This window comes from Paraburkholderia megapolitana, from assembly GCF_007556815.1.
GTDB lineage: Bacteria > Pseudomonadota > Gammaproteobacteria > Burkholderiales > Burkholderiaceae > Paraburkholderia > Paraburkholderia megapolitana.
The window spans coordinates 444956-468022 of the sequence record NZ_CP041743.1; the positions used below are offsets into that span (position 1 = coordinate 444956).

Genomic DNA, 23067 nt, shown 5'->3' on the forward strand with positions numbered 1-23067 from the left:
TCACCACAGGAACAACCCGATGAAATTTCTCCGTACCCTGATCGCAGGCGTCGCTGCCTTTGCGTGCCTCGCCGCGCATGCCGAGGATCTGAACCTCGGCATCATCTCGACCGATTCGTCCGCGGTGCTCAAGCAGCGCTGGCAACCGCTGATCGACGACCTGAACCGGCAAACCGGCCTCAGCGTGAAAGCGTTCTTCGCCACCGACTACTCGGGGATCATCGAAGGAATGCGTTTCAACAAGGTGCAGATCGGCTATTTCGGCAATGCCTCGGCGATGGAAGCGGTGGATCGCTCGAACGGCGAAGTGTTTGCGAAGATCGTCTATGCGAACGGCGACGCCGGTTACTACTCGGTGCTGATCACCAATGTGAATAGCCGCTTCAAGACGCTCGACGATGTGTTCAAGAACACGAAGGACGTGACGCTCGGTTTCGGCGATCCGAACTCGACGTCCGGTTCGCTGATTCCTGGCTATTACCTGTTTGCGCAACACAATGCGCCAGTCAATACGTCGTTCAAGACCGTGCTGCCGTCGAGCCACGAAGCAAACCTGCTGGCCGTCGTGAACAACAAGATCGACATTGCAACGAACAACACCGAGATGCTCGATACGCTGAAGAAGCTGCATCCGGACAAGTTCGCGCAAGTGCGCGTGCTGTGGAAATCGCCGCTTATTGCATCCGATCCGCTGGTCTGGCGCCGCGATCTGCCGCAACCGACCAAGGACAAGCTGCGCAATTTCTTCCTGAACTACGCGAAGACCGATGCGCATGAGAAACAGGTGATGGCGAACATCACCGGGTACGGCGGTTTCGCGGCATCGTCGGATGCGCAGTTGCTGCCGATTCGTCAGGTCGCCCTGTTCCAGCAGAAGCAGAAGCTCGAAAGCGATACGCATCTGTCGGACGGCGATCGCAAGACGCAGATTGCTGCGCTCGATGCAAAACTTGCCGCGCTCGACGCGGCTGCGCCGAAACAATGAACGCCGCCGAGCTGGCCGCGAGCCGGACGCCGCGCGATACGGCGCTTGCGGACCTATCCAACCCATCCGCGGCTGCGACTGCGGATGCGGCCGGCAAGCGCGGCTGGTTGTCGCTGGTCGGCTGGATCGTCGCGTTAGCGGTGCTGGGCGCCGCGTGGCGCGGCGCCGACATGCGCCCGCTCGATCTGCTGTCCGACTCGGGCAACATGGGGCAGTTCGCGAAAGACTTCTTTCCGCCCGACTTCGGCGACTGGCGCATCTACGTTCAGGAATTGCTCGTGACGCTCGCGGTCGCCGTGTGGGGCACGGTGCTCGCGGTCGTCTGCGCGATTCCGTGCGGTCTGCTGTCGGCGCGCAACATGGCGCCGGTGTGGGTCGTGCAACCGGTGCGCCGGGTCATGGATGCGTGCCGCGCGATCAACGAGATGGTGTTTGCGATGTTGTTCATCGTCGCGGTCGGCCTCGGTCCGTTCGCCGGCGTGCTCGCGCTGTGGGTGCACACCACCGGTGTGCTGGCGAAGCTCTTCGCCGAAGCCGTCGAAGCGATCGATCCGCGCCCTGCCGAAGGTGTGCGCGCGACCGGCGCGACCGGGCTCGACGAGATTGTCTACGCCGTGTTGCCGCAAGTGCTGCCGCTGTGGATTTCGTATGTGCTGTACCGCTTCGAGTCGAACGTGCGTTCGGCGATGGTGGTCGGCATGGTGGGCGCGGGCGGCATCGGCGTCGTGCTGTACGAGGCGATCCGCTCGTTCAACTACGCGCAGACTGCTGCGGTGATGATCATGGTGATCGTGGTCGTCACGGCGATCGATCTGGTGTCTGCGTGGTTGCGGGAACGGGTGATCTAGGAGCGCAGCCCGGTCACTGCGGTAGTGCAGCCGGGCTATGCGGTGCGGCCGTCGCCGCCGATGCGCTAGCAGTCGCATTGAGATTGGCGAGATTCTCACCGCTCAATGCACGAGCGGTGAGCGCAAAGAAGTCATCGTAGGCGTCGGGCTTGATCACCGTCTTCGTCTGCGAATCGCCGTTGGTGTCATACACCGTGTTGTCGAAGCGCGCCCTGACGACGACACCGTGACCGTGTTCGGTGGCCCGCACGCTGACGAGCGCGGTCGTGTATTGATGGTCGGGCTTCGCAGGCAAGAACCCGAACTTGGCTTTGACCACGCCGCGTAACACCTCGCGCCACTTCGGAACCAGCGTCTCGCCGTGCCCGCCCTGGGCAATCCCGGTATCCGCTTCCGAGGTCACCGGCGCGTAGCCGTCCGCCTCCAGCGCGGCGACGACGGCATGCAATGCCTGCGGCCCTGTCGCGTTCGGATACGTGTGGTCACGAACCTTTTCCAGCGTGCTGTGCTCTTCCGCGGTCAGGTCGACGGTGACCTGGCGCGAGCTGTAGCGAACCGCCTTGCCGCCCGAACCGGTGACGCGCTCGTTCGAATCCGCATTCGGGTCCGCGCAGGCGCCAAGCAGCAGCAACGCCGCGACGACGGCCGCCACGGACGCTCCGCGCGGCGCCATTCGAAGACAATAGAAAAACTCGGATTTTCGACTTGAGCCAATCGGCATGAGAGCCCAGCCATTCAAGGGGAGAGTGCCATTCTGCGGGCGATCCCCCGCTTTCGCCAATTGAAAAATTCTGCTAGAAATAAAAGCAATACTTGGATATGAGAGCCGTCGATGCGTCGTTTGCCCCCGCTGAACGCCCTGCGCAGCTTCGAAGCCGCCGGCCGCCTGAAAAGCCTCTCGAAAGCCGCCGAAGAGCTGTGCGTCACGCATAGCGCGATCACCCAGCAGATCCGCGTGCTCGAAGATTATCTCGGGCAGAAACTGTTCGAGCGCAACGGCCGCACGCTGCAGATGACGCCGCGCGCGCGCCACTACCTCGCCGATGTCGCTAGTTGCCTCGGGCGGCTGACGGAGGCGACCGCGCAGATGAGCGGCGAAGAAGCGACCCGCGTGATCCGCATCAACACGTCGATGTCGTTTGCGCACGGCTGGCTGATTCCGCGGCTTGCCGCCTTTCAGGAACTGCACGCGGGCATCGACGTGCAGATCACCGTGTCGGCCGAACTCGGCATCGAGCAGGTCGACGAATCGAGCGATGCGGTCGTGCGTCGTTACGAGCCCAACTTCCGGCGCTACGGCTATGCGTCGCGACCGCTGATCGCCAACCGCGCAATCGCGATCTGCTCGCCACGGTTACGCGAACTCGCCCGTCTGCACGAACCCGCCGATCTGCGCAGCGCGCGGCTGCTGCACTACACCGACATCTCCGATGCGTGGCAGTACTGGTTCAACAGCGCCGGCGTGGCGACCGGCGAAACGCTCGGTGGGCGCTACTTCGACCAGTTCTTTCTACTGGTGCAGGCCGCGGCGAGCGGGCTCGGCATCGGGCTCGCGCCGCAGGCAATCGTCGAGGACGATATCCAGCAGGGACGGCTCGTCCAGCTGTTTCCCGAGGTGCAGCTCGAAGGCGCGCCGTTTCATTGCCTGTACCGCGACGCGCCGCACGACCGCGAATTGAACGTGTTTCTCGACTGGTTGTTCGCGAGCGCAGCGTGACGTCGTGTCAGGCCAACTGGCTCAAAGTTTCGTCGACGGCATCGGCGAGCGTGTTGAAGGCCGGCACGATCTCGTCGTCGGGCACACACGCATAGCCGAGCAGCAAACCCGACGGCGCGTTAGCCGGCTCCGCGTAGTAGCCCGACAACGCGCGCACGACGATGTTGCGTTTGAGCGCGGCGGCAGCGACCGCGCGGTCGTCGGTGCCGTCGGGCAGTTGCATCACCAGATGCAGGCCGGCATCGCCGCCCACCGCCGAGAACGCGCTACCGTAGCGTTGCGCAGCGGCATCGAGCAGCGTTTGCCGGCGCTGGCCATACAGCGTGCGCATCTTGCGGATATGCGACGTGAAATGCCCTTCCGCGATGAATTCCGCCAGCACTGCCTGCTGCAACAACTGCCCCTCGCGATACAGCTCCGCGCTTGCAGTTGCGAAGCTTTCGGCAAGCGCCTCGGGCACCACGATATAGCCGACCCGCAAGCCCGGAAACAGCGTCTTGCCGAAACTGCCGACGTAGATCACCTGCCCCGCCGTATCGAGCCCCTGCAGCGACGCGAGCGGCCGGCTGCCGTAGCGGTACTCGCTGTCGTAGTCGTCCTCGATGATCCAGCACTGGTTCTGGCGCGCGTATTCGAGCAGCATCCGGCGCCGCGCAAGACTCATCACCATGCCGAGCGGGTACTGGTGCGACGGCGTGACGAGCATCAGCTTCGGCGGCGCGGCGAGATCGGCGGGCGACGGGTTGATGCCTTCGTCGTCGACGGGGATCGGCCGCGACTGCAATCCCGATACGTGCAGGACGCTGCGCACGCCCCAGTAGCACGGGTCTTCGGTCCAGATCAGGTCGCCCGGATCGGACAGCAGCCGCACCGCGAGATCGACGGACTGGTGAATCCCGGTCGTGATGATGATCTGCCCCGGTGTGCAACGCACCGAGCGCGCTGTATGCAGGTAGTCGGCCAGCACGTGGCGCAGCAACGCGAGGCCGCCGCCGGGCGCATAGGTCAGCAGGTCGGGACGCGGGCGCCGCCAGTACTTCGTGTGCAACCGGCTCCAGACGCGCGCCGGAAACCGCGACACGTCCGGCACACCAGGCATGAACGCGCCGCCCTGCCGTTTCGAGACCCCCGCACCGGCAATCAGCCGCGCGCCGCGCACCGACAGCGCGGGTTCGGCGGACGTTGCCGCCGGCGCGAACGACGTCTGTTCCAACGCGGCATCGAAGGAGCCGACGATCTCGTCCGGTGCGCTTTCCGCAACGAACGTGCCGCGCCCGGTTGCCGACGTCACATAGCCTTCCAGCACCAGTTGCTCGAACACCTGCGTCACCGTATTGCGCGCAATGCCGAGTTCCGCGGCCAGCAGCCGCGACGACGGCACTTTGGTGCCGGCGGGCAGTTCGCGCGACAGGATCGCCTGTTGCAACAGGCGGTGCAGCTGCCGGTAGATCGGCTGGCCGTTGCCCCGGTCGAGCCGCTGCGCCAGCCAGTCGGACAAAACGCTCGCGCGCATGAAATTGGCTCCTACATTTTTATTGAAATGGCTCTGAAAGTAAGAGCCAAATCTGATTATAGTCGCAGCATGTGGCGACCCTCGCTGAGCATCGGAGCGTCGATGCAACGCGCGCGGCACAAGCCATCCCATCCAGACACGACCCACCGGCGCCCACCGGACATGAAGGAGATCGACGTGAAGAATGCCGAACTGAAGACTCGCAAAGATGCCGCCACCCCGCGCGGCGTCGGCGTGATGTGCGATTTCTACGCGGAGCGTGCTGAGAACTCCGAACTGTGGGACGTCGAAGGTCGTCGCTATATCGACTTCGCCGCCGGCATCGCGGTGAACAACACCGGCCATCGCCACCCGAAGATCGTCGCGGCGATCCGCGAACAGCTCGATCACTTCACGCACACCGCGTATCAGATCGTGCCGTACGCGTCGTATGTCGAGCTGGCCGAGAAGATCAACCGCCGCGCGCCCGGCGATCATCCGAAGAAGACCGCCTTCTTCACGACCGGTGCCGAGGCCGTCGAAAACGCGATCAAGATTGCGCGCGCGGCCACCGGCCGGCCCGGTGTGATCGCTTTCACGGGCGGCTTCCACGGCCGCACGATGATGGGCATGGCGCTGACCGGCAAGGTCGCGCCGTACAAGCTCGGCTTCGGTCCGTTCCCGTCCGACGTATTCCACGCACCGTTCCCGAATGCACTGCATGGCGTCTCGGTCGAAGACTCGCTGAAGGCGATCGAATTCCTGTTCAAGGCCGATATCGATCCGAAGCGCGTCGCGGCAATCATCTTCGAACCGGTGCAAGGCGAAGGCGGTTTCTATCAGGCACCGGTCGAATTCGTCCGCGCGCTGCGCAAGCTGTGCAACGAGCACGGCATCCTGCTGATCGCCGATGAAGTGCAGACCGGCTTCGCGCGCACCGGCAAGCTGTTCGCGATGCATCACTACGACGTCGTGCCCGATCTGATGACGATGGCGAAGAGCCTCGCCGGCGGTATGCCGCTGTCGGGCGTGGTCGGCCGCGCGGAGATCATGGATGCGGCGGCGCCGGGCGGACTCGGCGGCACGTATGCGGGTAACCCGCTGGCCGTCGCATCGGCGCACGCGGTACTCGACATCATCGATGAAGAAAAACTGTGCGAGCGCGCCGTCAAGCTCGGCGACCGCGTGAAGGCGACGCTCAACGCGTTGCAGCACGACGTGCCGCAGATCGCCGAAGTGCGCGGCCCGGGCGCGATGATCGCCGTCGAATTCTGCAAGCCGGGCGGCCACGAGCCGGATGCGGAGTTCACGAAGCGCGTACAGACGCGTGCGCTCGAACGCGGCTTGCTGCTGCTCGTGTGCGGCGTGTACTCGAATGTCGTGCGCTTCCTGTTCCCGCTGACGATCCAGGACAACGTGTTCGACGAAGCACTGACGATCCTCCAGGAAGTACTGAAGGAAAGCATCGTCGCAACGGCCTGACATCTTCCTTTTGCGGCAGCGCGATGTCCGTCATCGCGCTGCCGTATCCCCGCTTTTCTCTTGCCCCCGCTGCGAGACGACCATGCATTCAATCAAACTGAACGACCCCGCGCTGCTGCGGAACAAGGCCTATGTAGCAGGCCAATGGCTATCGTCGGACAACGAAAAGACGTTCGACGTGAACAACCCCGCCACCGGCGAAACGATCGGTTCCGTACCGAAGATGGGCCAGCAGGAAACCCGCCGCGCCATCGAAGCGGCAAACGCGGCATGGCCCGCGTGGCGTGCCAAAACGGCGAAGGAACGCGGCAAGATCCTGCGCACGTGGAGCGACCTGATGCTCCAGCACGCCGACGACCTCGCGCTCATTCTGACTATCGAGCAGGGCAAGCCGCTTGCCGAAGCGAAAGGCGAGATCCAGTACGCGGCTTCGTTTTTCGAATGGTTCGGCGAGGAAGGAAAACGCGTGAACGGCGACACGATTCCGTCGCCGGCCAGCGACCGCCGCATCGTTGTCACGAAAGAACCGATCGGCGTATGCGCTGCGATCACGCCGTGGAATTTCCCCGCTGCGATGATCACGCGCAAGGTCGGCCCCGCGCTGGCCGCCGGTTGTCCGATCGTCGTCAAGCCCGCCGAGGCCACACCGTTCTCCGCGCTCGCGCTTGCAGTGCTCGCCGAACGTGCGGGCGTGCCGGCCGGCGTGTTCAGCGTGATCACCGGCGATCCGCGTGCGATCGGCGCCGAGATGACCAGCAACCCGATCGTGCGCAAGCTGTCGTTCACCGGTTCGACGCCGGTGGGCCGTCTGCTGATGGAACAGTGCGCGCCGACCGTCAAGAAGGTGTCGCTCGAACTCGGCGGCAACGCGCCGTTCATCGTGTTCGACGATGCCGATCTGGATGCCGCGGTGGCCGGCGCGATCGCGTCGAAGTACCGCAACAGCGGCCAGACCTGTGTGTGTACGAATCGTTTTTACGTGCACGACAAGGTCTATGACGCGTTTGCCGCGAAGCTGCGCGATGCGGTGGGCCAGTTGAAGGTCGGTGACGGGACCGATGCAGGTGTCACGCAAGGTCCGTTGATCAACGAAGCGGCCGTACTAAAGGTCGAATCGCACATCGAAGATGCGTTGGCGAAAGGCGCGCGCATCGTCACCGGCGGCAAGCGTCATGCGCTCGGTCACGGCTTCTTCGAGCCAACCGTGCTTGCCGACGTCACGCCCGCGATGAAGGTCGCGCGCGACGAAACGTTTGGCCCGCTCGCGCCGCTGTTTCGCTTCTCGTCCGAAGAAGAAGTCATTCAGCTCGCCAACGATACCGAGTTCGGTCTTGCTGCGTACTTCTATAGTCGCGACATCGGCCGTGTGTGGCGTGTTGCCGAAGCGCTCGAATACGGCATGGTCGGTATCAACACCGGGTTGATCTCGAATGAAGTCGCACCGTTTGGTGGCGTCAAGCAGTCGGGGCTCGGTCGCGAAGGCTCGCACTACGGGATCGACGACTATGTCGTGATCAAGTATCTGTGTATGGGTGGGATTTAAACGCAGTGGGCGGTCACGGCACGCGAGGTTGCAACGCCGGATCGCTCACGTCGCGCAGAACGGCGCCGTAGCCGCTGTAGAGATTCCTCGCCGGCAACAGCTGCTGCGCAGCGAGTTGCCGGTGTACGGTACTCAGGTGATAGAACGGCATGCGCACGTAGAGATGATGTTCGATGTGATAGTGGATCGCATGCGGACCAAACAGGAACGTCTGCCATGAGCCGTGCGTGATGGTGCGCGCATTCTGGCTTTGATCGTCGCTGGCGGGCAGGCCGGCATGCTCGAGGATCGCGCGGATTCTTCCCATCAGCGGCAACAGCGTCACTGCGGGCAGCAACCACAAGCCCACGTATAGCAACGGATGTCCGCACCACGCCAGCACGCCGGCTAACAGGCCGTTGCTGACGAGCATCGATGCCACTTCGACAAACTGATCGTTGCGTGACTTCGCCACCTTTGGCAGCACATCCCGATAGACACCGCGCAGCATTCTGGTAGCGCTGACGAAGTAGGACACGCCGCATAGATCGGCGATGAGCCTGGCCGCCAACCTGCCACGCGAGACAGGATAGTCGTCGATACCGAAGACCACCGCGACCGGATCGTCATGCGCCATCGGCGCGAGGTGGTGTTTCAGATGCCCTGCCCGATAGGTTTGCAGCGACAGGAACAGTGGTCCCGCGGCAAACATCTGCCCGACGAAATCGTTCAGCCACTGGCGAGACAGCAACACCCCATGCGCGCTCTCATGCATCATCACCGCGAGCGCAAGCTGGCTGCGAGCAACAACGACAGCTGCTGCCACATGTACCCACGGATGTGGCCAATGCGCCGCCACCAGCAACGATACGACGATCAAGCCCCAGTCGGCGGCCAGCGCACCCAATGCATGCCACGGCTTCAACAGAAAGAGTTGATTATCCGGAACGAAGCGGTTCAGCGCCTCATTGCTTCCAGCACGCGAACTAGGCGATCTCACGCGAAGCTCCTACGTTCTGCCGTTTATGTTTATGCGCGAGGAAGCTGCATACCGCGGACAGCAGCACGCCACCCGCAACGTCGGCCACCGTGTGCTGCTTGACCGTAAGCGTCGACAGACAGATCAGCGCGCCCGCAAGTGCAACGAACCACCAGTGCCGGCTCGATCGCAGCATCAAACACGCAAGGCAGGTCACGGCCACGTGCAGGCTCGGAAAACCGTTGGACGGCAGATCCAGGCCCCACATGCGCGATAGCCGCTGGCGCAGAAAAGCATTCTCGATCAGCGCGGTATCGGGCCGCGGAATGAACTCCGGGAACATGAGAAAAGAAACGATACCGATGGCAAACGCGAGCAAAGTCGCGGTCTTGAACGCGTTGAAGTCGCTGGCCGGCGCATAGGCCGACAGTGCGACCACGAACGGAAAGAACAACACGTAGACGTACCACGACACCGGGATGAACGGGATGTAGCTATCCACAGGCGTGACGAAGCTGTAGCGCGGCACGATTGCTCGCTCGAGCGCAAAGAAAATGCTCAGACCCACCAGCATGCCGAGCAGCGCAACCAGCGCCTGCCGGTAGTCCGGACGTCCTGTGAACCGGCGAAGATTCATCATCGTGAGACCTCGAATGACTGGTGCGTTGCTATCGTCGCGCGTGCTCGCCACACAGCGCGAGCAACCGTGCGATCCATGCATCGACGCGTGCCTGGGCGCGCTCCCGGCCCGCCGGCACGGTCTGTTCCGCGCTCTTGCCGCTCGCTGTCAACTCGGTTGCCGCGTGCGCGACCTGCTCGCGAAAATCGTCGGCATCGCCGTGCCATGTGACCACCCGATGCACGAGCCCCAGCTGCGCGGCCCGCGCGGCATTGGTCGCCTGCTCGGGCTGATCGGTCAAGACCAGCATGATCGGACGGCGGTAGATCAGTGCAATCGATAGCGCCGCCATCCCCGGCGCCGACACGATCAACTGCGCGTGTGCGGCACGGCTCGCCCAGTCGGGATCGACGGCAAGCCAGCCGTCCTGCCCCGCATACCCTTCGCCGACCCGATGCGAGGTCAACCCGGCATCGGCAATGCCCGCACACAACGCGCCCGCGAGACCCGGATCACTGAAGTGCGGATTCAGATACACCGCCGCACCGTCCTGTTCCGCGTGCGGCTGCGGACCGACAAGCGGCACCGGCGTAGGCAACCGGTAGCGCGACGAACGCTCCGTTGCCGCAAGCTCGTAGGCAAAGTCGTGCTCGATGCACGACCGCGCCGCCTCGATCTGCCTGCCGACTATCCACCCAAAGGCGCGCCCCACGCTGCGCGGCCGCACACCGTCGAAGTTGCCGAGCAGCGCGGCCTTGAGACTTCCTCCGTATACGTGCAGCACCTTGTGTCGCCAGCCAGGCAGCGTGCCCATGAACAACAATGCTGGATGAAACGAATCGTTGACGATCAGGTCGGCATGCCGGGCAACCCGGCACAGACGAGCGATATCGCGCAGCATCCTGCCGGGTCGAAAGATGTAGTGCGCAACGTTGCGATTGGTCGCGCCGCGCAGCATGTTCTGCCGGCTGTCGAACTGCACGGCGTAGTGGCTCGACAGAATCTCTGCTTCGATACCGAAGCCCGCGAGAAAGCGCTGCCCTGCATCGGATGTTGTCAGTACTTCGACCTGCGCGCCGTCCTGGCGCAAAGCGTGCACGAGCAACTGCGCGCGCATCAGATGGCCGCGCGCATCGGCCGTGGCCAGGTAGACGATGCGTGGCGTCATCGATGGACGACAGGTGAGCGCGAACCGACCTGCCGTCCGCCCGACAGACTGTGCAGCCAGCCAGCCGCATACATCGCCAGCGCGCCCGTTACGCCGAAGCCCGCTTCGATCGCGCGTATTTCGGCCAGCAGTCGCGCCAGCCGCTCCTGCTCGTGCGACGCCACCACGTGTTGCAGCGTGCGTGCACAAAGACGCACATGCCGGCGTTCGTCCTCCAGTACGCCCGACAGCAACGGGTACATGGCGTGCGCCGTCCCGATCACCTCGCAATGACGACGCAATACGCGCTCTGCCATCTGTTCGGCGCACAGGCCCGTCGCATACGCCGGTACTAGCAGACCGCTGGAGAAATGCGGCGCATGGCGACGCGCAAGACGCTGCCAGCGCACGATCTTGCGACGACTGACCCAGTCGGGCGCGAGACGCACCGTGCTGCTTGCGCCAGTTGCACGCAGTGCTTCCGCGAAGGCTTGCGCGTGACGTCGTTCGTCGGCGAGATGCTGTTCGACCTGGCGCGCCAGCCACGCGGGCGGTTGCGGCATCAGTTCCTCATGCAACGCCTGTTCGGTGGCCTCTTCGCCGGCGAGATACATGCGCAGCAGAAGCTGTTCGCCGCGCCGACTGTCATGCAGGCGCCGGATCGCCGCGCGCTTGATGCGATCGACGAGCCATGCCTGCAACGCCGCGATGCCATGTGGCACGGGTGCGGCGAGGCAGTCGTAGACAGCGGTCGCCTCGTGCACGACGCGCGCGTGATCGATGGTGCTCATGCGGGTTGCTTGCCGGTCGCATCCTTCGTCCGCGGCGCATTCGATGTACGTTGCACATCAGCGTCGCGGTGCGAAGCGAGGATCAACCCGATGAAACTGTCCTGCATGAACGAGCGTCCCGAAGCGGCCGCGCCTGCGAAGGCTTCTTCATGCCCGTTGAAACTCAGATACCCTTTGCCGTCGCGCGCCCCCAGCACGAGCTTGTCATGCGAGTGGAAGCCGTGCGTGCGCAGATCCTGCAGCAGCGCGCTGTCGTCGAGCCCGAAGAGAAACAGCTCGCGCTGGGTGACCCACAACGGAATCTGGCCACTCAGTGCTTCGATTTCAATCGTCCATGTGCCGCTCGCGAGCGTCTGGTTCAGGTCGGCATCGGCGCCGCTCGCCGAAAAACTGGCCCGCGCCACCGATTTCGACAGACGCCCCAAGCCGAGCGCGATCGTGATGTCGTCGGCGGTGGGGTTCTTCGCATCGCTCGGGCGCACGGCGACGAATTCTCGCGCCACCCGCGAAGCCAGCGACGGATGAGTGAGGACATCAATCGCCTGCTGCGGCGTCAGCACCACGCGCTCCGTCGTGCCCTCACGCACGCTGACCCGATACGGGTCCATCTTGACGTCGGTGAACTTGCCGCGCACGGGCGCATGCACGTAAATGTCGGGGCTCCACTTGCTGCCGGACTGGCGCAGCAGCAGATGCAGGCTCAATGGAACGCGTCGGCCGTCGGTGGCGACACCGCTACCTTGCAACAACACGTCGCCGACAACAGCGCCGTCGTGATCCGTCGCTCCGCTGGAAAACACGATCGTGTTCGCTGCGGTGTCGACCGCGGCGTGAACGTCGGCCAGGTCGAGCGCGACGCGATTGCAGTCTGTGGCGCTCTGATCGGTACTCGACAGTGGACAGCCGCTCTTCGATTCGAAGTGGAACACGCCGCGGCCCGTAAAGTCAGTCGTGGCGGCATGAGCACCCGCACTCAGCAGCATGAACGCAGCAACGACGGTGTGGCGAACCGGCAAGGAGACAGCGTAGATTCTTTTCATGGCAACCCCGGATAGGCAGATGACGGATGCGCAGCGAGCGCGACGATAGCGCGCGGCACGTGATCAGTGACGGTGATAAGACAACGCATCGGCGTCGCGCCCCACTGCGTGGCGGGCACCGAAACCGATACCGCGTACCACCGCGCCCAGCGTGTCGAGCAGCGATACCCCGACGACAAACCCCGTTGCCGCTATCCGGCGCAAGCCGTGCACCGGCGTCAGATCCTGATGGTTGAGTGCGCGCAAGCTGAACAGGAGTCGTCCCGCCATCACGCACAACGGGCCCAGCGGGCCGCTGCGTCCAAGCCATTGCAGCCAGTCGGGCATGTACGCCCGCACGAGGTACGGTGTGAGGCCGACGCTGTCTTCGCCGCGCATCCAGCGCAGCTTGACTATTTCGCGGCGCGTATCGGGCAGCCGGTGCTCGGTATGCGCGAGCGGCGCGTAGTGCACGGCCAGCCCGGCAGCCTGCAGACGCAGTCCCATGACCTGACAGTGCGCGCGATAGACACCGTCGAGCGGTTCATAGCGGTAGCGCTCGAACACCTCGCGACGAAACGCAACATTGTTCGCGTAGAAGTTGCGCGTGGCTCCGTCGCGCAGCGGACTCGGGAAGTACATGAAATCGATCGTCGTCAACGCGGTGCCTGCGATGCTTGCGGCGTAGCTGGTGCGTCCCGCGACGGCGATCGGTGCAACTGCGGCCGGCTGGTCGAAGGGCACGAGCAACTGGGCGAGCCAGTCGCCGTCCGGCACGCAATCGGCGTCGCCGAATGCCACGTAGGTGCAGCGCGCCGGATCGACTCTCTCGAAGCCGAGATTTTTTGCGTCGTAGTAACCGGTGCCTGGGCCGATCTCGACAAACTCCACCGGGCGCCCCGCCAGTCTGGCAATCTCGTCGCGCTCCTGCGGCGGCAAGCCATCGTGCGTGATGATCCACTGGGCAAAGGACGACGGCGGCACGGTTTGTTGCGCGAGCCGCACGATCAACCGTTTAAGACTCGCAATGGCCTTACGTATATCGCCGCCGCCGCGCAGATTATTGGTTTCCAGTACGAATGCCGTGCTGGCTGCGATGGTAGCCGCGCGATTTACTGCTCCTTCGGACTGATGCATGGTGACATCCTCAGCGATGACAGCGGTTTTGCCTGTTTCGGGAATGCTCTTGGTACGCGTAGGGTTTGAAAAGTCGTCCGTTATCCGATGCATGAAACCGGACGCGAAATCAGCCTCGTCCCGGTGGATTGTCCGGTCGCTCGAATGGGCGTTGAACAGGTGGAAATAACGCGTGGACGGATATGAAAGTCCCCACCGTGTCTGCCGAAGCGCCGCCCCGATAATCACATTGGGGAGGGTGGCTTGCAAAAGCCGCACTACAACCGGAATAAACCATGGCGGGCTCCCGAATTTCGTCCGGATTACCTTCCTTGCAAAAGGTTATTGCAAGGTTAATCCAGTTCTTTCTGTTTCTGTTCGGGCGATTCTAGCAAAATCGGGTTGTCTGTCACGCGGTATTGCAAAAAATAAATACGAGGCGGCCGTGTCCGGATACTCGAATATAGATTCTTCTATTTTTCTCTTCTCACCGTTCTTCTGGTTTTGCGGCGTGTCGTAAATATCGTCGAAACCTGAAGTGCTGTTGAACCGAAACGCCCTGCCCCCGCACACCGCCTGGCGTTTCGATTCACAACTCCACGTCAGTGAACTCGCGCGGGAATATGCCGCCGCACAACCGCAAGCGCGATCATCGCCACCGCCATCGCCGCACCGAGCATCGCGAGATACGAGAACGCGCCGCCCGTGGTGATCACCGCGGCGCCCGCAAACGCACTCGTAATCGCACCCAATCGACCAAACGCGAGCGCCGAAGCGGTACCGGTTGCCCGCATGCCGGTCGGATACACGTAGGCACACAGCGCGTACATCGTCGATTGCACGGCGTTGACGAACAGACCGTGCACGCCGAGACCGAAGATCAGCAACGCGGTGTTGCTCTTCGCATCGAGGCCGAGCATCAGTGCCGCGCTCAATGCAGCGCCGAGCGCGCAAATGAGTAACGGCCAGCGCGACCCGTAGCACGCGATCGCCACGGCACACGCCAGCGCGCCAACTACGCCGCCGAGGTTGTACGCAGTCAGCCCCGAGCCGGCCACCGAGAGCGACAGGCCCTGCGCGCTCAGCATCGTCGGTAACCAGCTGAATGCGCTGTACACCGCGACCAGACACATGAAGAACGCGATCCAGATGGCAATCGTGTCCCGCGCACGCCCTTGCATGAAAAGCGCGCTCACGCCGCGATGTTGCTCGGCGGCCTGCTCGCGGACGTCGGTGAATACAGCATCGGCGGGAACCTCGCGCGACATGCGGTTGAGCAAGCGCCCCAGTTCGCCCCAGCGCGCCGGACGGCGGGCGAGAAAGCGCGGCGACTCGGGCAATGCGAACAGCAGCAGCACGCTAAGCACGACAGGCAGCACCCCGCCGATCAGAAACAGACCGCGCCAGCCGTACGCTGGCAACACGCCATGCGCGAACAACCCCGCGAGCATCCCGCCGAGCGGCACGCAGACAATCGTTGCCGTCACCGCGAGCGTTCTGCGGCGCGCCGGCGTGAATTCGGCGGTCATCGTCGTCGAGCTGGGCAGCGCGCCGCCAATGCCGAGTCCCGCAATGAAACGCAACACGGCGATCGTCACGATGTCGGGTGCAAGGCCGATGCAACAGGTCGCCACGCCGAACAGCAGCACGCTACCGATCACCGCCCAGCGCCGACCGAAGCGGTCCGCAAAAATCCCCGCGCACGCACTGCCGATACCCATCCCGAACAGCCCCGCCGCGACCACCGGCGCGAACGCGCTGCGCGCAAGATTCCATTCCTTGAGCAACACGGGAATCGCAAAGCCGATCAGCTGACCGTCGAATCCGTCGACGACAATCGACAGCGCCGCCAGCAGCACTACCCATTTCTGTAGCGCCGTGTAAGGGCCGTCGTCGAGCGTGCGGCCGATGTCGACTGCGCGCGGGTCGGTATCGGAAACACCGGCCGCGCCGACGGCACCGGGTACGCTGACCGGCGAGCCGGCAAATTCCGTCGGCGGAACGTAGCTGTTCATTTTCGTGTCTCCATGTGTGGCGCGTATCGATCGACGCAAGCGTACCTGTTGCCTGCGTCCGCGCTTTTTATCATCCATCCAGTAAGGGTGCCGCCGACCTGCTTTGCGAATTACCGCTGTGCGCTCAGAACGGATAGTGCCGCGGCGTAGTCTGCACCGTGATCCAGCGCAGATCGGTGAATTCGGCAATCCCGGCCCGACCGCCGAAGCGCCCGAACCCACTGCTCTTCACGCCGCCGAACGGCATCTGCGCTTCGTCGTGCACGGTCGGGCCGTTCACATGGCAGATACCCGATTCGATACGCCGCGCAACATTCATCGCACGAGCAATATCGCGGCTGAATACCGCCGCCGACAAACCGTATTCGTTGTCGTTCGCGCATGCAAGCGCCGCTTCTTCGCCGTCGACGCGCACGATGCCCTTCACCGGACCAAACGATTCCTCGGTGTAGATCTTCATCTCGCGCGTGACGTGATCGAGCAACGTGGCCGGCATCAACGTGCTGTCTGCCTTGCCGCCGCACACGAGCGTTGCGCCTTTCGCGAGCGCATCGTCGATCAATGCGTTGCAACGTTCGACTGTCCGCATATCGACCACCGAGCCCAGCACGACCGGCCCCTGACGTGGATCGCCGAGCGGCAGGCTGCGCGCTTTCGCTGCGAGCCGGTCGACGAACGCATCGGCGATACGCCGGTCGACGATGATCCGTTCGGTCGACATACAGATCTGGCCTGAATTGGCGAACGCGCCGAACGCAGCCGCTGCGACGGCGGCGTCGAGGTCCGCATCGTCGAGCACGACGAGCGGCGCCTTGCCGCCCAGTTCGAGTACAGCCGGTTTCAGATGACGCGCGCAACTCTGCGCGATGATCCTGCCGACGTGAGTCGAGCCTGTGAAGTTGACGCGCCGCACTTTCGGATGCGCGATCATCGCTTCGACTACCGCAGCCGCATCGGCGGGTGCGTTCGTCACGAAGTTCACCACGCCGGGCGGCAAGCCCGCTTCCTGCAACGCCTCTACGATCAATCCGTGCGTGGCAGGACACACTTCCGAGCCCTTCAACACGACCGTATTGCCGCATGCGAGCGGTAACGCGATCGCGCGCACCGCGAGGATTACCGGCGCATTCCACGGCGCCATACCGAGTACAACGCCAGCGGGCTGACGCACGCCCATCGCGAGACTGCCGGGTACATCAGAGGGAATCAGCTCGCCTGCGATCTGCGTCGTCAGTGCGGCGGCTTCGATCAGGCCGCCCGCGGCAAGGTGTACGTTGAATCCGGCCCAGATGCCGGACGCACCGGTTTCTGCCGCCATCGCGGCGGCGAAGGCGTCGCTGCGTGCTTCGATCGCGTGCGCGGCTTTCATCAGCAGCGCGCGGCGCTCGCTGGGGCCGCTGGCGGACCATGCAGGGAACGCGGCTGCGGCAGCATCGACTGCGGCGAGCGCGTCGTCGACGGTGGCTGCCGGCGCACGCGTGGCGACTTCGCCATCGAGTGGATTACGGCGCTCGAAGGTCGCGCCGTTGCGCGCCTGCACGCGTTCGCCGTTGATCAACATCGAGATGTTTTGCATCGTTTGTCTCCTGTCTTTTTTCTGCGAAATCTTTGCTTGCTCAATCGCGTTACGCGACTATCACCTCGACGAGTCGCGGAGCACGTGCTTCCAGTGCATCGCGCAACATGTCGCGCAACGTCCCGGCATCGTTCGCTCGCACGCCAGGACAACCCATGCCCGCGGCAAGCGCGACGAAATCGATGCCCGGAAGTGCGGTGCCCTGCACCGGATCGGTTGCTGCGAAGCCAAACACCGGCGCGAATTCCTGAAGCGCAGCATAGCGCGCGTTGTTCAGAATCACGAACGTGATCGGTAGCTTCAGCTGTACGGCACTGTACAACGCCTGGATCGAATACATGCTGGAACCGTCGCCGATCAGCGCGATGACGCGGGTGCCGCGTTTCGCCAGTGCGATGCCGACGGCGGCCGGCATGCCGTAGCCGAGGCCGCCGCTGTCCATCGTGAAGAACGTGCCGCTGCGCGTGATCGGTAGATAGCTTTGCATCGCCGCGCGCGAGCTGGGCGCTTCTTCGACGACGATGTCGGCGGCATCGCGCAGTTCGGCAAGCGTCTGCAAGGCGAACGCCACCGACATCCGCTCCGACGGCGCCGATGACACCGGCGGCAGCGCGCGCGGCGGTCGCTCGCGCGGCGCAGGCAACGCGCGCAGCTTCGGTGCGGGACGCGCCAGCAGATCGACCACGCCGAGCCGGATATTGCCGACCACAGCCGTGCCGACCGGTGTCCACGCAGCGACGCCAGGATCGTCGATCAGTTGATAGAGCGAAGCACCGTCCGGCACGTGCGGGCCGTAACCTTCGACGTGATAGACGAAAGCCGGCGCGCCGATCACGAAGATCAGATCGTGACCGCCGAGCAATTCGACGATCTGTTCGCGCATGGCCGGCAGGAAACCGGCGAACAACCGGTGATCCTCCGGGAAAGCGCAGCGCCCCGACATCGGCGCGACGTAGACGCGCGCCCGATGACGCTCCGCGAGGCGCACGACGTCATCCCACGCGCCGGCGCGATCGATCGCACCGCCGATCACGAACGCGGGACGCTCGCACGCATCGAGTGCCGCGCCGATCCGCTCGAGCAGTTCAGGATCGGGGCGCGTTGCGGTACTGACGATGCGCGACGGCACGGGCTCGGCGGGACGATCCCAGTCGTCGACGGGAATCGATACGAGCACCGGCCCGCGCGGCTCCTGCATCGCAACATGGTACGCACGCGCGATCGCGAGCGGCACGTCTTCCGCGCGCGCCGGTTCGATGCTCCATTTCACATAGGGCTTCGGCAGTTCGGTGGCCTGCGTCGACGCGAGAAACGGATCGAACGGCAGGATCGAACGCGCCTGCTGGCCGGCGGTGATCACCATCGGCGTGCGGTTGCGAAAGGCGGTGAAGATGTTGCCCATGGCATTGCCGACGCCCGCCGCCGAATGCAGATTGACGAACGACGCGTTCGCACTGGCTTGGGCAAAGCCATCGGCCATGCCGACCACGACCGCTTCCTGAAGGCCCAGCACGTAGCGGAAATCGGCGGGGAAATCGCGAAACAGCGGTAGCTCGGTCGAGCCGGGGTTGGCGAAGATCGATGTCATGCCGACTCTGCGCAGCAGGTCGATCACGGCGTCGCGCACCGTGAAGGGTGCGTCGCGACGGGTGTTCGGGAGATCGGGATGAGGCGCGCTGCGGGTCATGCAATGGGCTCCTGTGGATGTGTGTTGTGGTTTTGATCGCGCCATTATCCAGGCCCCGATGCCTGACTGGAAATTGCCTTTTTGACGAAAAGGCATTACTTTTTGGCATGACTTTCCCCTAGTTCGATGTAGACCAGCGATGAACTTCAGTTTTCCGCAACTTCAGGCGTTCACGACGATCATTTCGAGCGGCAGTCTCGGCCGCGCCGCGGACGCGCTCCACATCACCCAACCCGCCCTCAGTCGTACGATCAAGAAACTCGAGACGGAGCTCGGCGCCGCGTTATTCGAACGTCATTCGAAAGGCATGCGCTTGACCGCGATCGGCGAAGCGCTGCTGCCGCACGCAACGTTGCTGCTGCGCGAAGCCGAAAGCGCTCACGAGGAAATCGACGCGATGCGCGGCCTCGCGAAGGGGACGATCCGCGTCGGCGCCGTGGCGAGCATCGCCACACTCGTGCTGCCGCTCGCGGTGAGCAGCGTACTTGCGCGCTGGCCGAATCTGCGTGTGGAGATCGTCGAAGGTGTTTGGGACCGGTTGGCCGATAGCCTGATGAAGCACGAGATCGATCTCGTGCTCAGCATGGCTGTGCCCGACACCAGCGAGATCGTCGCGATCTCCAGTTGCCGCTGGGAAGACACGAGCCATGTGGTTGCCGCGCTCGATCATCCGTTGCGCCGCAAAGCGGATTTATGTCTCGCCGATACGCTCGATCAGCAATGGTGTGCGCCGCCGCGCGGCACAGGTCCGTTCGAGCATATGCAGCAGGTATTCGCCGAACATGGACTGGGCATGCCCGCTATCGCGGTCGAAACGCGTTCGATCACGGTGCTGAAGAGTCTCGTCACGCGAGCCGGTTTTCTGAGCTGGATGGCCGCGCCGATGTACGACACGGAAAGCGCCGCGGGCGTGTTCGATACGCTGCCGGTTCCGGGGCTGGTCGGGCGGCGCACGTTGACGGCGTTTCGCAGACGCCAAGGGATTCTGCCGAGTCCGGCTTTGAAGTTGCTGGAACAACTCAATACGATCGTGCCGGAATACAACCAGCCTTAGCGGCGAGTACGAATGAAAAGGGGCGCTGCGAAAGTTGCGCATGCTTCGCATGACACGACTTTCGCAGCGCCCCTTGCTGAGGCACGGTCCGAAACGAACTCAGCCCGCCAGATCCGCCGGCAACTTGCCGCCGTTTGCTGCCAGCGCCTGCATGACCTGCTTGTGCAACCAGATGTTCATGCTCGCTGAATCGTTCGTGTCGCCGTCGTACTTGAGTTCCTGGGCAAGCTGCTTGCGGTGTTCGAGGCTGCTGTCGACACCGAGCGCCTTCATCGTATCGACGATCGATGTGCGCCAGTTCAGCGTTTGACCGCTATCCACAACCGCCTGGTCCATCACGGCTGCGACATCGACGTCGGCCAGCGGCGCGGGAGCCGGCGCGGCATCCGGGGCAGCGGCCTGCGCTGCGGCCGGGTCCGGAGTAGGTTCGGCCGCCGGCGCGGGTTGATCCGGCTTCGCCTTGCCGAACAGCTTGCTCACGATTTCGCCAAAGATGCTCATTTTTCATCTCCCATGGGTTGGTGATTCGCAGAAGCACTCAATCGCTCGCGGTGTGCGAGCTTGTCTATGCTACGCGATCTGTGTGTCAGGAAATGAGATGAGGAGTTTACTTACAGTCGTTACAGGTTTTTCTAGCATCTAGTAGATAGGCAATTGAGAGGTCGCCTTCACCTCCTGAAGAGAGAGATTTGAGTGCAGGGTCACAATTCCCGGTAGGTCCGAGAATATGCTCGTGAAGAATCGACTATATTCGTCGAGGTCCTTAGCGACGATCTGGACGAGATAGTCGGTATCGCCAGAAACTTTGTGGCAACTAAGAACATTCTGATGTGCGGCAAGGCGCGTCTCGATTTTGGTCAGCACTGGTTCGGAGTGATCTGCGACGCTCAGACGGACGAAAGCGAGGACCCCGAGTCCCAGTTTTTTAAGCTTGAGCCGTTCAACACAGCTATGACAACCACGGATGTTCACGATATTCAGCGAAGCTCACACAACGCATTGCGACGCGTATGAGGTAATGAAAGATGCAGTAGCCGAGCGCTGCATCATCCTCATCGATTTCTCCCAGACAAGGCAGAACATCTGATGCAAACGCTCGCAATGGCGGTTCTTCCAATACTCCTCGCTCTGGTAGCAGGCTATATCACTGGACGCTTTATCAACTCGAGAATACGGAACAGCCTGATCCGGTTGATCACTCCACTGGTGTGGCTCCTCCTGCTTTCGATCGGATATCAGTTCGGCGATGTGCTTGGACGAGCAACGGAGGTGACACACGCTGTAGCAGTTGCACTCCTGCTTGCTACGCTAACGACGATTTTTCCCTGGCTGTTCATCGCGCTGGCACACCGTCTCGACGAGACGACCCCGCGGTTTTCGAGTCCTGGCGGCGGAACATTCAACGCTGTTCTGAAACCGCTTAAGGAGTGCACGATAGCGCTTCTCATGGTCGCGACGGGCGTCTTGCTCAGCTTCGTAGAAATACCCGCGCACCTGTCGAACATGCCTCTCCCGTCGACCGATCAACTTCTGTATGCATTGATCTGGCTGATAGGCGTCGATCTCGTAGGTCTCTCTGTCAACAGTAAATGGCTCTCCCTGCGAGTGCTCTCGATCCCCGTTCTTGTGATACTCGGTTCGCTGACCGGTGGTGCAATCGCTTCGGCAGTGGGCGGTCCATCACTGGCAGTAGCGCTCGGACTCTCAAGCGGCTTCGGATGGTTCACGCTGTCCGGCGTGCTGGTAGCCGGTTATCTCGGGAACACGTACGGCACGATAGCGTTACTCACCGACCTGTTCCGCGAGTTGCTTGCAATCGTTCTCCTGTACAGCCCGGGCGCGCGATTTTCAGAATCATGTATTGGAGCGAGCGGTGCGACAGCGCTGGATTCGACGCTCCCCATCATCAAGCAGACCTGCAGGGCTGCGGATATCCCCACGGCGCTAGTCAGCGGTCTTATTCTGACCTTGATTGCGCCGTTTCTGATCACTCTGTTTCTGATGAAGTGACAGAGTCACGGCATTGAACGCGGTCCCCTTCGCAAGCACCGCCAACGCTTCGTTTTGCCCTTCGGCCAGGTCAACTACGATTCGACTCATTACCCTTCCCTCCCAATTGCGCAGATCGCATCACCTCGAACTATACTGGGCAACCTGGAGGTTTCAATGACCGATCACGAAAGACTGCACCCCCTGCGCCCGTTCCTGAAAAACTGGGTGTGGGAACATGGCCGGGTTGGGACGCGTTATCTGGACTGCCTCGACGGCCAGATCAAGTTCGACGAAGGCAAGAAGTCGCATTTCGCAGCCGAGCAATATGTCTACGTGCCGATTGGCAAGATCCTCGAAGAGGATCGCTCCACGGATGGACCTGCCGTCCAGGAAGCCGGCCTCGCCCGCTTTTTGCGGGCGGCGCAACTCGGCAAACCGGAGGAAGCCGGTTCAGTCGCCGAGGTTCAGCGCGCCGTGCAGGACTGCATCGAACTCGGCCTCTTCAGCGCGTATCAACTGGAAGCTCAGCAGGCATCAGCCCGCTATGCTGAAGAGGCCATGTTCGATGACGAGATCCGCGCGGCTGTCGTCGAGGATATCCGGCGTGTTTATGTCGGGATGCGCGAGCAACTGGCGCTCTACGATTTCAGTGTGCTGTACGGCCTGCCCGCGCCGCTGCTGATCAGCGAAATGCCGTTCATCGACTGGCGCGTGCAGGCCCGTCCTGCCCTGCCGTTTGTCTCGCTTCCGCTCGGGCCTTACTGCCTGCTCGTAGGTGCGCCGTCGGGCAGGAAGAGCAAGACCGCGCCCGTGGTCTGGAAAGCCGCCGCGGCGATGGGTCCGTTGAAGGACCACAACCGCTGGATCGGGGAGCATGCGCGTCTGTGGCTCGTGGCAACCACCGACGATCAACTCGTCGCGGCACAAGGCCGTTTCGCTCCCGCCAGCGACGACGTGAAGCAAGAGGATGCGAAGCCCTGATTGAAGTCGACCGTGCAGTGCGCGGTCGCCCTTTCACAAGGCACG

21 protein-coding genes are annotated in these 23067 nt (G+C 63.0%); 8 read left to right on the plus strand and 13 right to left on the minus strand.

Annotated elements, in window-relative coordinates; all coding sequences use genetic code 11:
- Positions 1–19 precede the first annotated feature (19 nt).
- A complete protein-coding gene (phnD, locus tag FNZ07_RS01825) occupies positions 20–985 on the plus strand; it encodes a phosphonate ABC transporter substrate-binding protein (RefSeq protein WP_091007640.1) in 966 nt (321 codons plus the stop codon).
- On the plus strand, positions 982–1833 hold the full coding sequence (phnE, locus tag FNZ07_RS01830; RefSeq protein ID WP_091007643.1) for a phosphonate ABC transporter, permease protein PhnE: 852 nt from the start codon (positions 982–984) through the stop codon (positions 1831–1833). The genes phnD and phnE overlap by 4 nt, the downstream gene beginning before the upstream one ends.
- Positions 1834–1846: 13 nt before the next feature.
- On the opposite strand, the gene FNZ07_RS01835 is transcribed toward phnE, so the two are convergent.
- Positions 1847–2485: a hypothetical protein gene (locus tag FNZ07_RS01835; RefSeq protein ID WP_177228240.1), complete on the minus strand. Its 639-nt coding sequence runs from the start codon at positions 2483–2485 to the stop codon at positions 1847–1849.
- A gap of 180 nt (positions 2486–2665) precedes the next feature.
- On the opposite strand from FNZ07_RS01835, the gene FNZ07_RS01840 reads away from it, so the two are divergent.
- Positions 2666–3550, plus strand: a complete 885-nt coding sequence (locus tag FNZ07_RS01840; RefSeq protein WP_091007646.1) for a LysR substrate-binding domain-containing protein — start codon at positions 2666–2668, stop codon at positions 3548–3550.
- Between the two features lie 7 nt (positions 3551–3557).
- On the opposite strand, the gene pdxR is transcribed toward FNZ07_RS01840, so the two are convergent.
- Positions 3558–5063, minus strand: coding sequence for a MocR-like pyridoxine biosynthesis transcription factor PdxR (pdxR, locus tag FNZ07_RS01845; protein WP_091007649.1), 1506 nt, complete (start codon positions 5061–5063; stop codon positions 3558–3560).
- Between the two features lie 177 nt (positions 5064–5240).
- On the opposite strand from pdxR, the gene FNZ07_RS01850 reads away from it, so the two are divergent.
- Positions 5241–6524: a 4-aminobutyrate--2-oxoglutarate transaminase gene (locus tag FNZ07_RS01850; RefSeq protein ID WP_091008877.1), complete on the plus strand. Its 1284-nt coding sequence runs from the start codon at positions 5241–5243 to the stop codon at positions 6522–6524.
- Between the two features lie 82 nt (positions 6525–6606).
- Positions 6607–8067 (plus strand): NADP-dependent succinate-semialdehyde dehydrogenase, encoded by a 1461-nt coding sequence (gene gabD / locus FNZ07_RS01855; RefSeq protein WP_091007652.1) that lies wholly within the window; start codon positions 6607–6609, stop codon positions 8065–8067.
- 13 nt (positions 8068–8080) lie between these two features.
- Here the strand turns inward: gabD and FNZ07_RS01860 are convergent, their stop codons facing one another.
- The 9 genes from FNZ07_RS01860 to mdlC form a co-directional block, all read right to left on the minus strand.
- The gene (locus tag FNZ07_RS01860) at positions 8081–9046 is read right to left on the minus strand and encodes a fatty acid desaturase family protein (protein ID WP_091007655.1); all 966 of its coding nucleotides are present in this window, start codon (positions 9044–9046) and stop codon (positions 8081–8083) included.
- Positions 9033–9665: a phosphatase PAP2 family protein gene (locus FNZ07_RS01865; protein ID WP_211367853.1), complete on the minus strand. Its 633-nt coding sequence runs from the start codon at positions 9663–9665 to the stop codon at positions 9033–9035. The genes FNZ07_RS01860 and FNZ07_RS01865 overlap by 14 nt, the downstream gene beginning before the upstream one ends.
- Before the next feature lie 28 nt (positions 9666–9693).
- Positions 9694–10812 carry a glycosyltransferase family protein gene (locus tag FNZ07_RS01870; RefSeq protein WP_091007658.1) on the minus strand — a complete coding sequence of 373 codons (1119 nt, stop codon included), beginning with the start codon at positions 10810–10812 and terminating at the stop codon, positions 9694–9696.
- Positions 10809–11582 (minus strand): hypothetical protein, encoded by a 774-nt coding sequence (locus tag FNZ07_RS01875; RefSeq protein ID WP_091007661.1) that lies wholly within the window; start codon positions 11580–11582, stop codon positions 10809–10811. The genes FNZ07_RS01870 and FNZ07_RS01875 overlap by 4 nt, the downstream gene beginning before the upstream one ends.
- Entirely contained in the window at positions 11579–12622 is a 1044-nt protein-coding gene (locus tag FNZ07_RS01880) for a hypothetical protein (RefSeq protein ID WP_211367855.1), read from the minus strand. Before FNZ07_RS01880 ends, FNZ07_RS01875 begins: the two co-directional genes overlap by 4 nt.
- A gap of 63 nt (positions 12623–12685) precedes the next feature.
- Entirely contained in the window at positions 12686–13738 is a 1053-nt protein-coding gene (locus FNZ07_RS01885; RefSeq protein ID WP_091007665.1) for a glycosyltransferase family 2 protein, read from the minus strand.
- Positions 13739–14319: 581 nt separating this feature from the next.
- Positions 14320–15732 (minus strand): MFS transporter, encoded by a 1413-nt coding sequence (locus tag FNZ07_RS01890; RefSeq protein ID WP_091007667.1) that lies wholly within the window; start codon positions 15730–15732, stop codon positions 14320–14322.
- Between the two features lie 124 nt (positions 15733–15856).
- The gene (locus tag FNZ07_RS01895; RefSeq protein WP_091007670.1) at positions 15857–17308 is read right to left on the minus strand and encodes an aldehyde dehydrogenase; all 1452 of its coding nucleotides are present in this window, start codon (positions 17306–17308) and stop codon (positions 15857–15859) included.
- A gap of 49 nt (positions 17309–17357) precedes the next feature.
- Entirely contained in the window at positions 17358–18995 is a 1638-nt protein-coding gene (mdlC, locus tag FNZ07_RS01900; protein WP_091007672.1) for a benzoylformate decarboxylase, read from the minus strand.
- A gap of 139 nt (positions 18996–19134) precedes the next feature.
- Here mdlC and FNZ07_RS01905 point away from each other — a divergent pair, with 139 nt between their 5' ends.
- The gene (locus tag FNZ07_RS01905) at positions 19135–20049 is read left to right on the plus strand and encodes a LysR family transcriptional regulator (protein WP_091007675.1); all 915 of its coding nucleotides are present in this window, start codon (positions 19135–19137) and stop codon (positions 20047–20049) included.
- 99 nt (positions 20050–20148) lie between these two features.
- Here FNZ07_RS01905 and FNZ07_RS01910 read toward each other — a convergent pair whose 3' ends face one another.
- Together FNZ07_RS01910 and FNZ07_RS34420 are read right to left on the minus strand one after the other, a co-directional pair.
- A complete protein-coding gene (locus FNZ07_RS01910; RefSeq protein ID WP_091007678.1) occupies positions 20149–20550 on the minus strand; it encodes a DUF3597 domain-containing protein in 402 nt (133 codons plus the stop codon).
- A gap of 138 nt (positions 20551–20688) precedes the next feature.
- Positions 20689–21021, minus strand: coding sequence for an Lrp/AsnC family transcriptional regulator (locus tag FNZ07_RS34420; RefSeq protein WP_170275649.1), 333 nt, complete (start codon positions 21019–21021; stop codon positions 20689–20691).
- Between the two features lie 114 nt (positions 21022–21135).
- On the opposite strand from FNZ07_RS34420, the gene FNZ07_RS01920 reads away from it, so the two are divergent.
- Positions 21136–22059, plus strand: coding sequence for a LysO family transporter (locus FNZ07_RS01920; protein WP_091007686.1), 924 nt, complete (start codon positions 21136–21138; stop codon positions 22057–22059).
- 156 nt (positions 22060–22215) lie between these two features.
- Positions 22216–23022 (plus strand): hypothetical protein, encoded by an 807-nt coding sequence (locus FNZ07_RS01925; RefSeq protein WP_091007689.1) that lies wholly within the window; start codon positions 22216–22218, stop codon positions 23020–23022.
- Positions 23023–23067 lie beyond the last annotated feature (45 nt).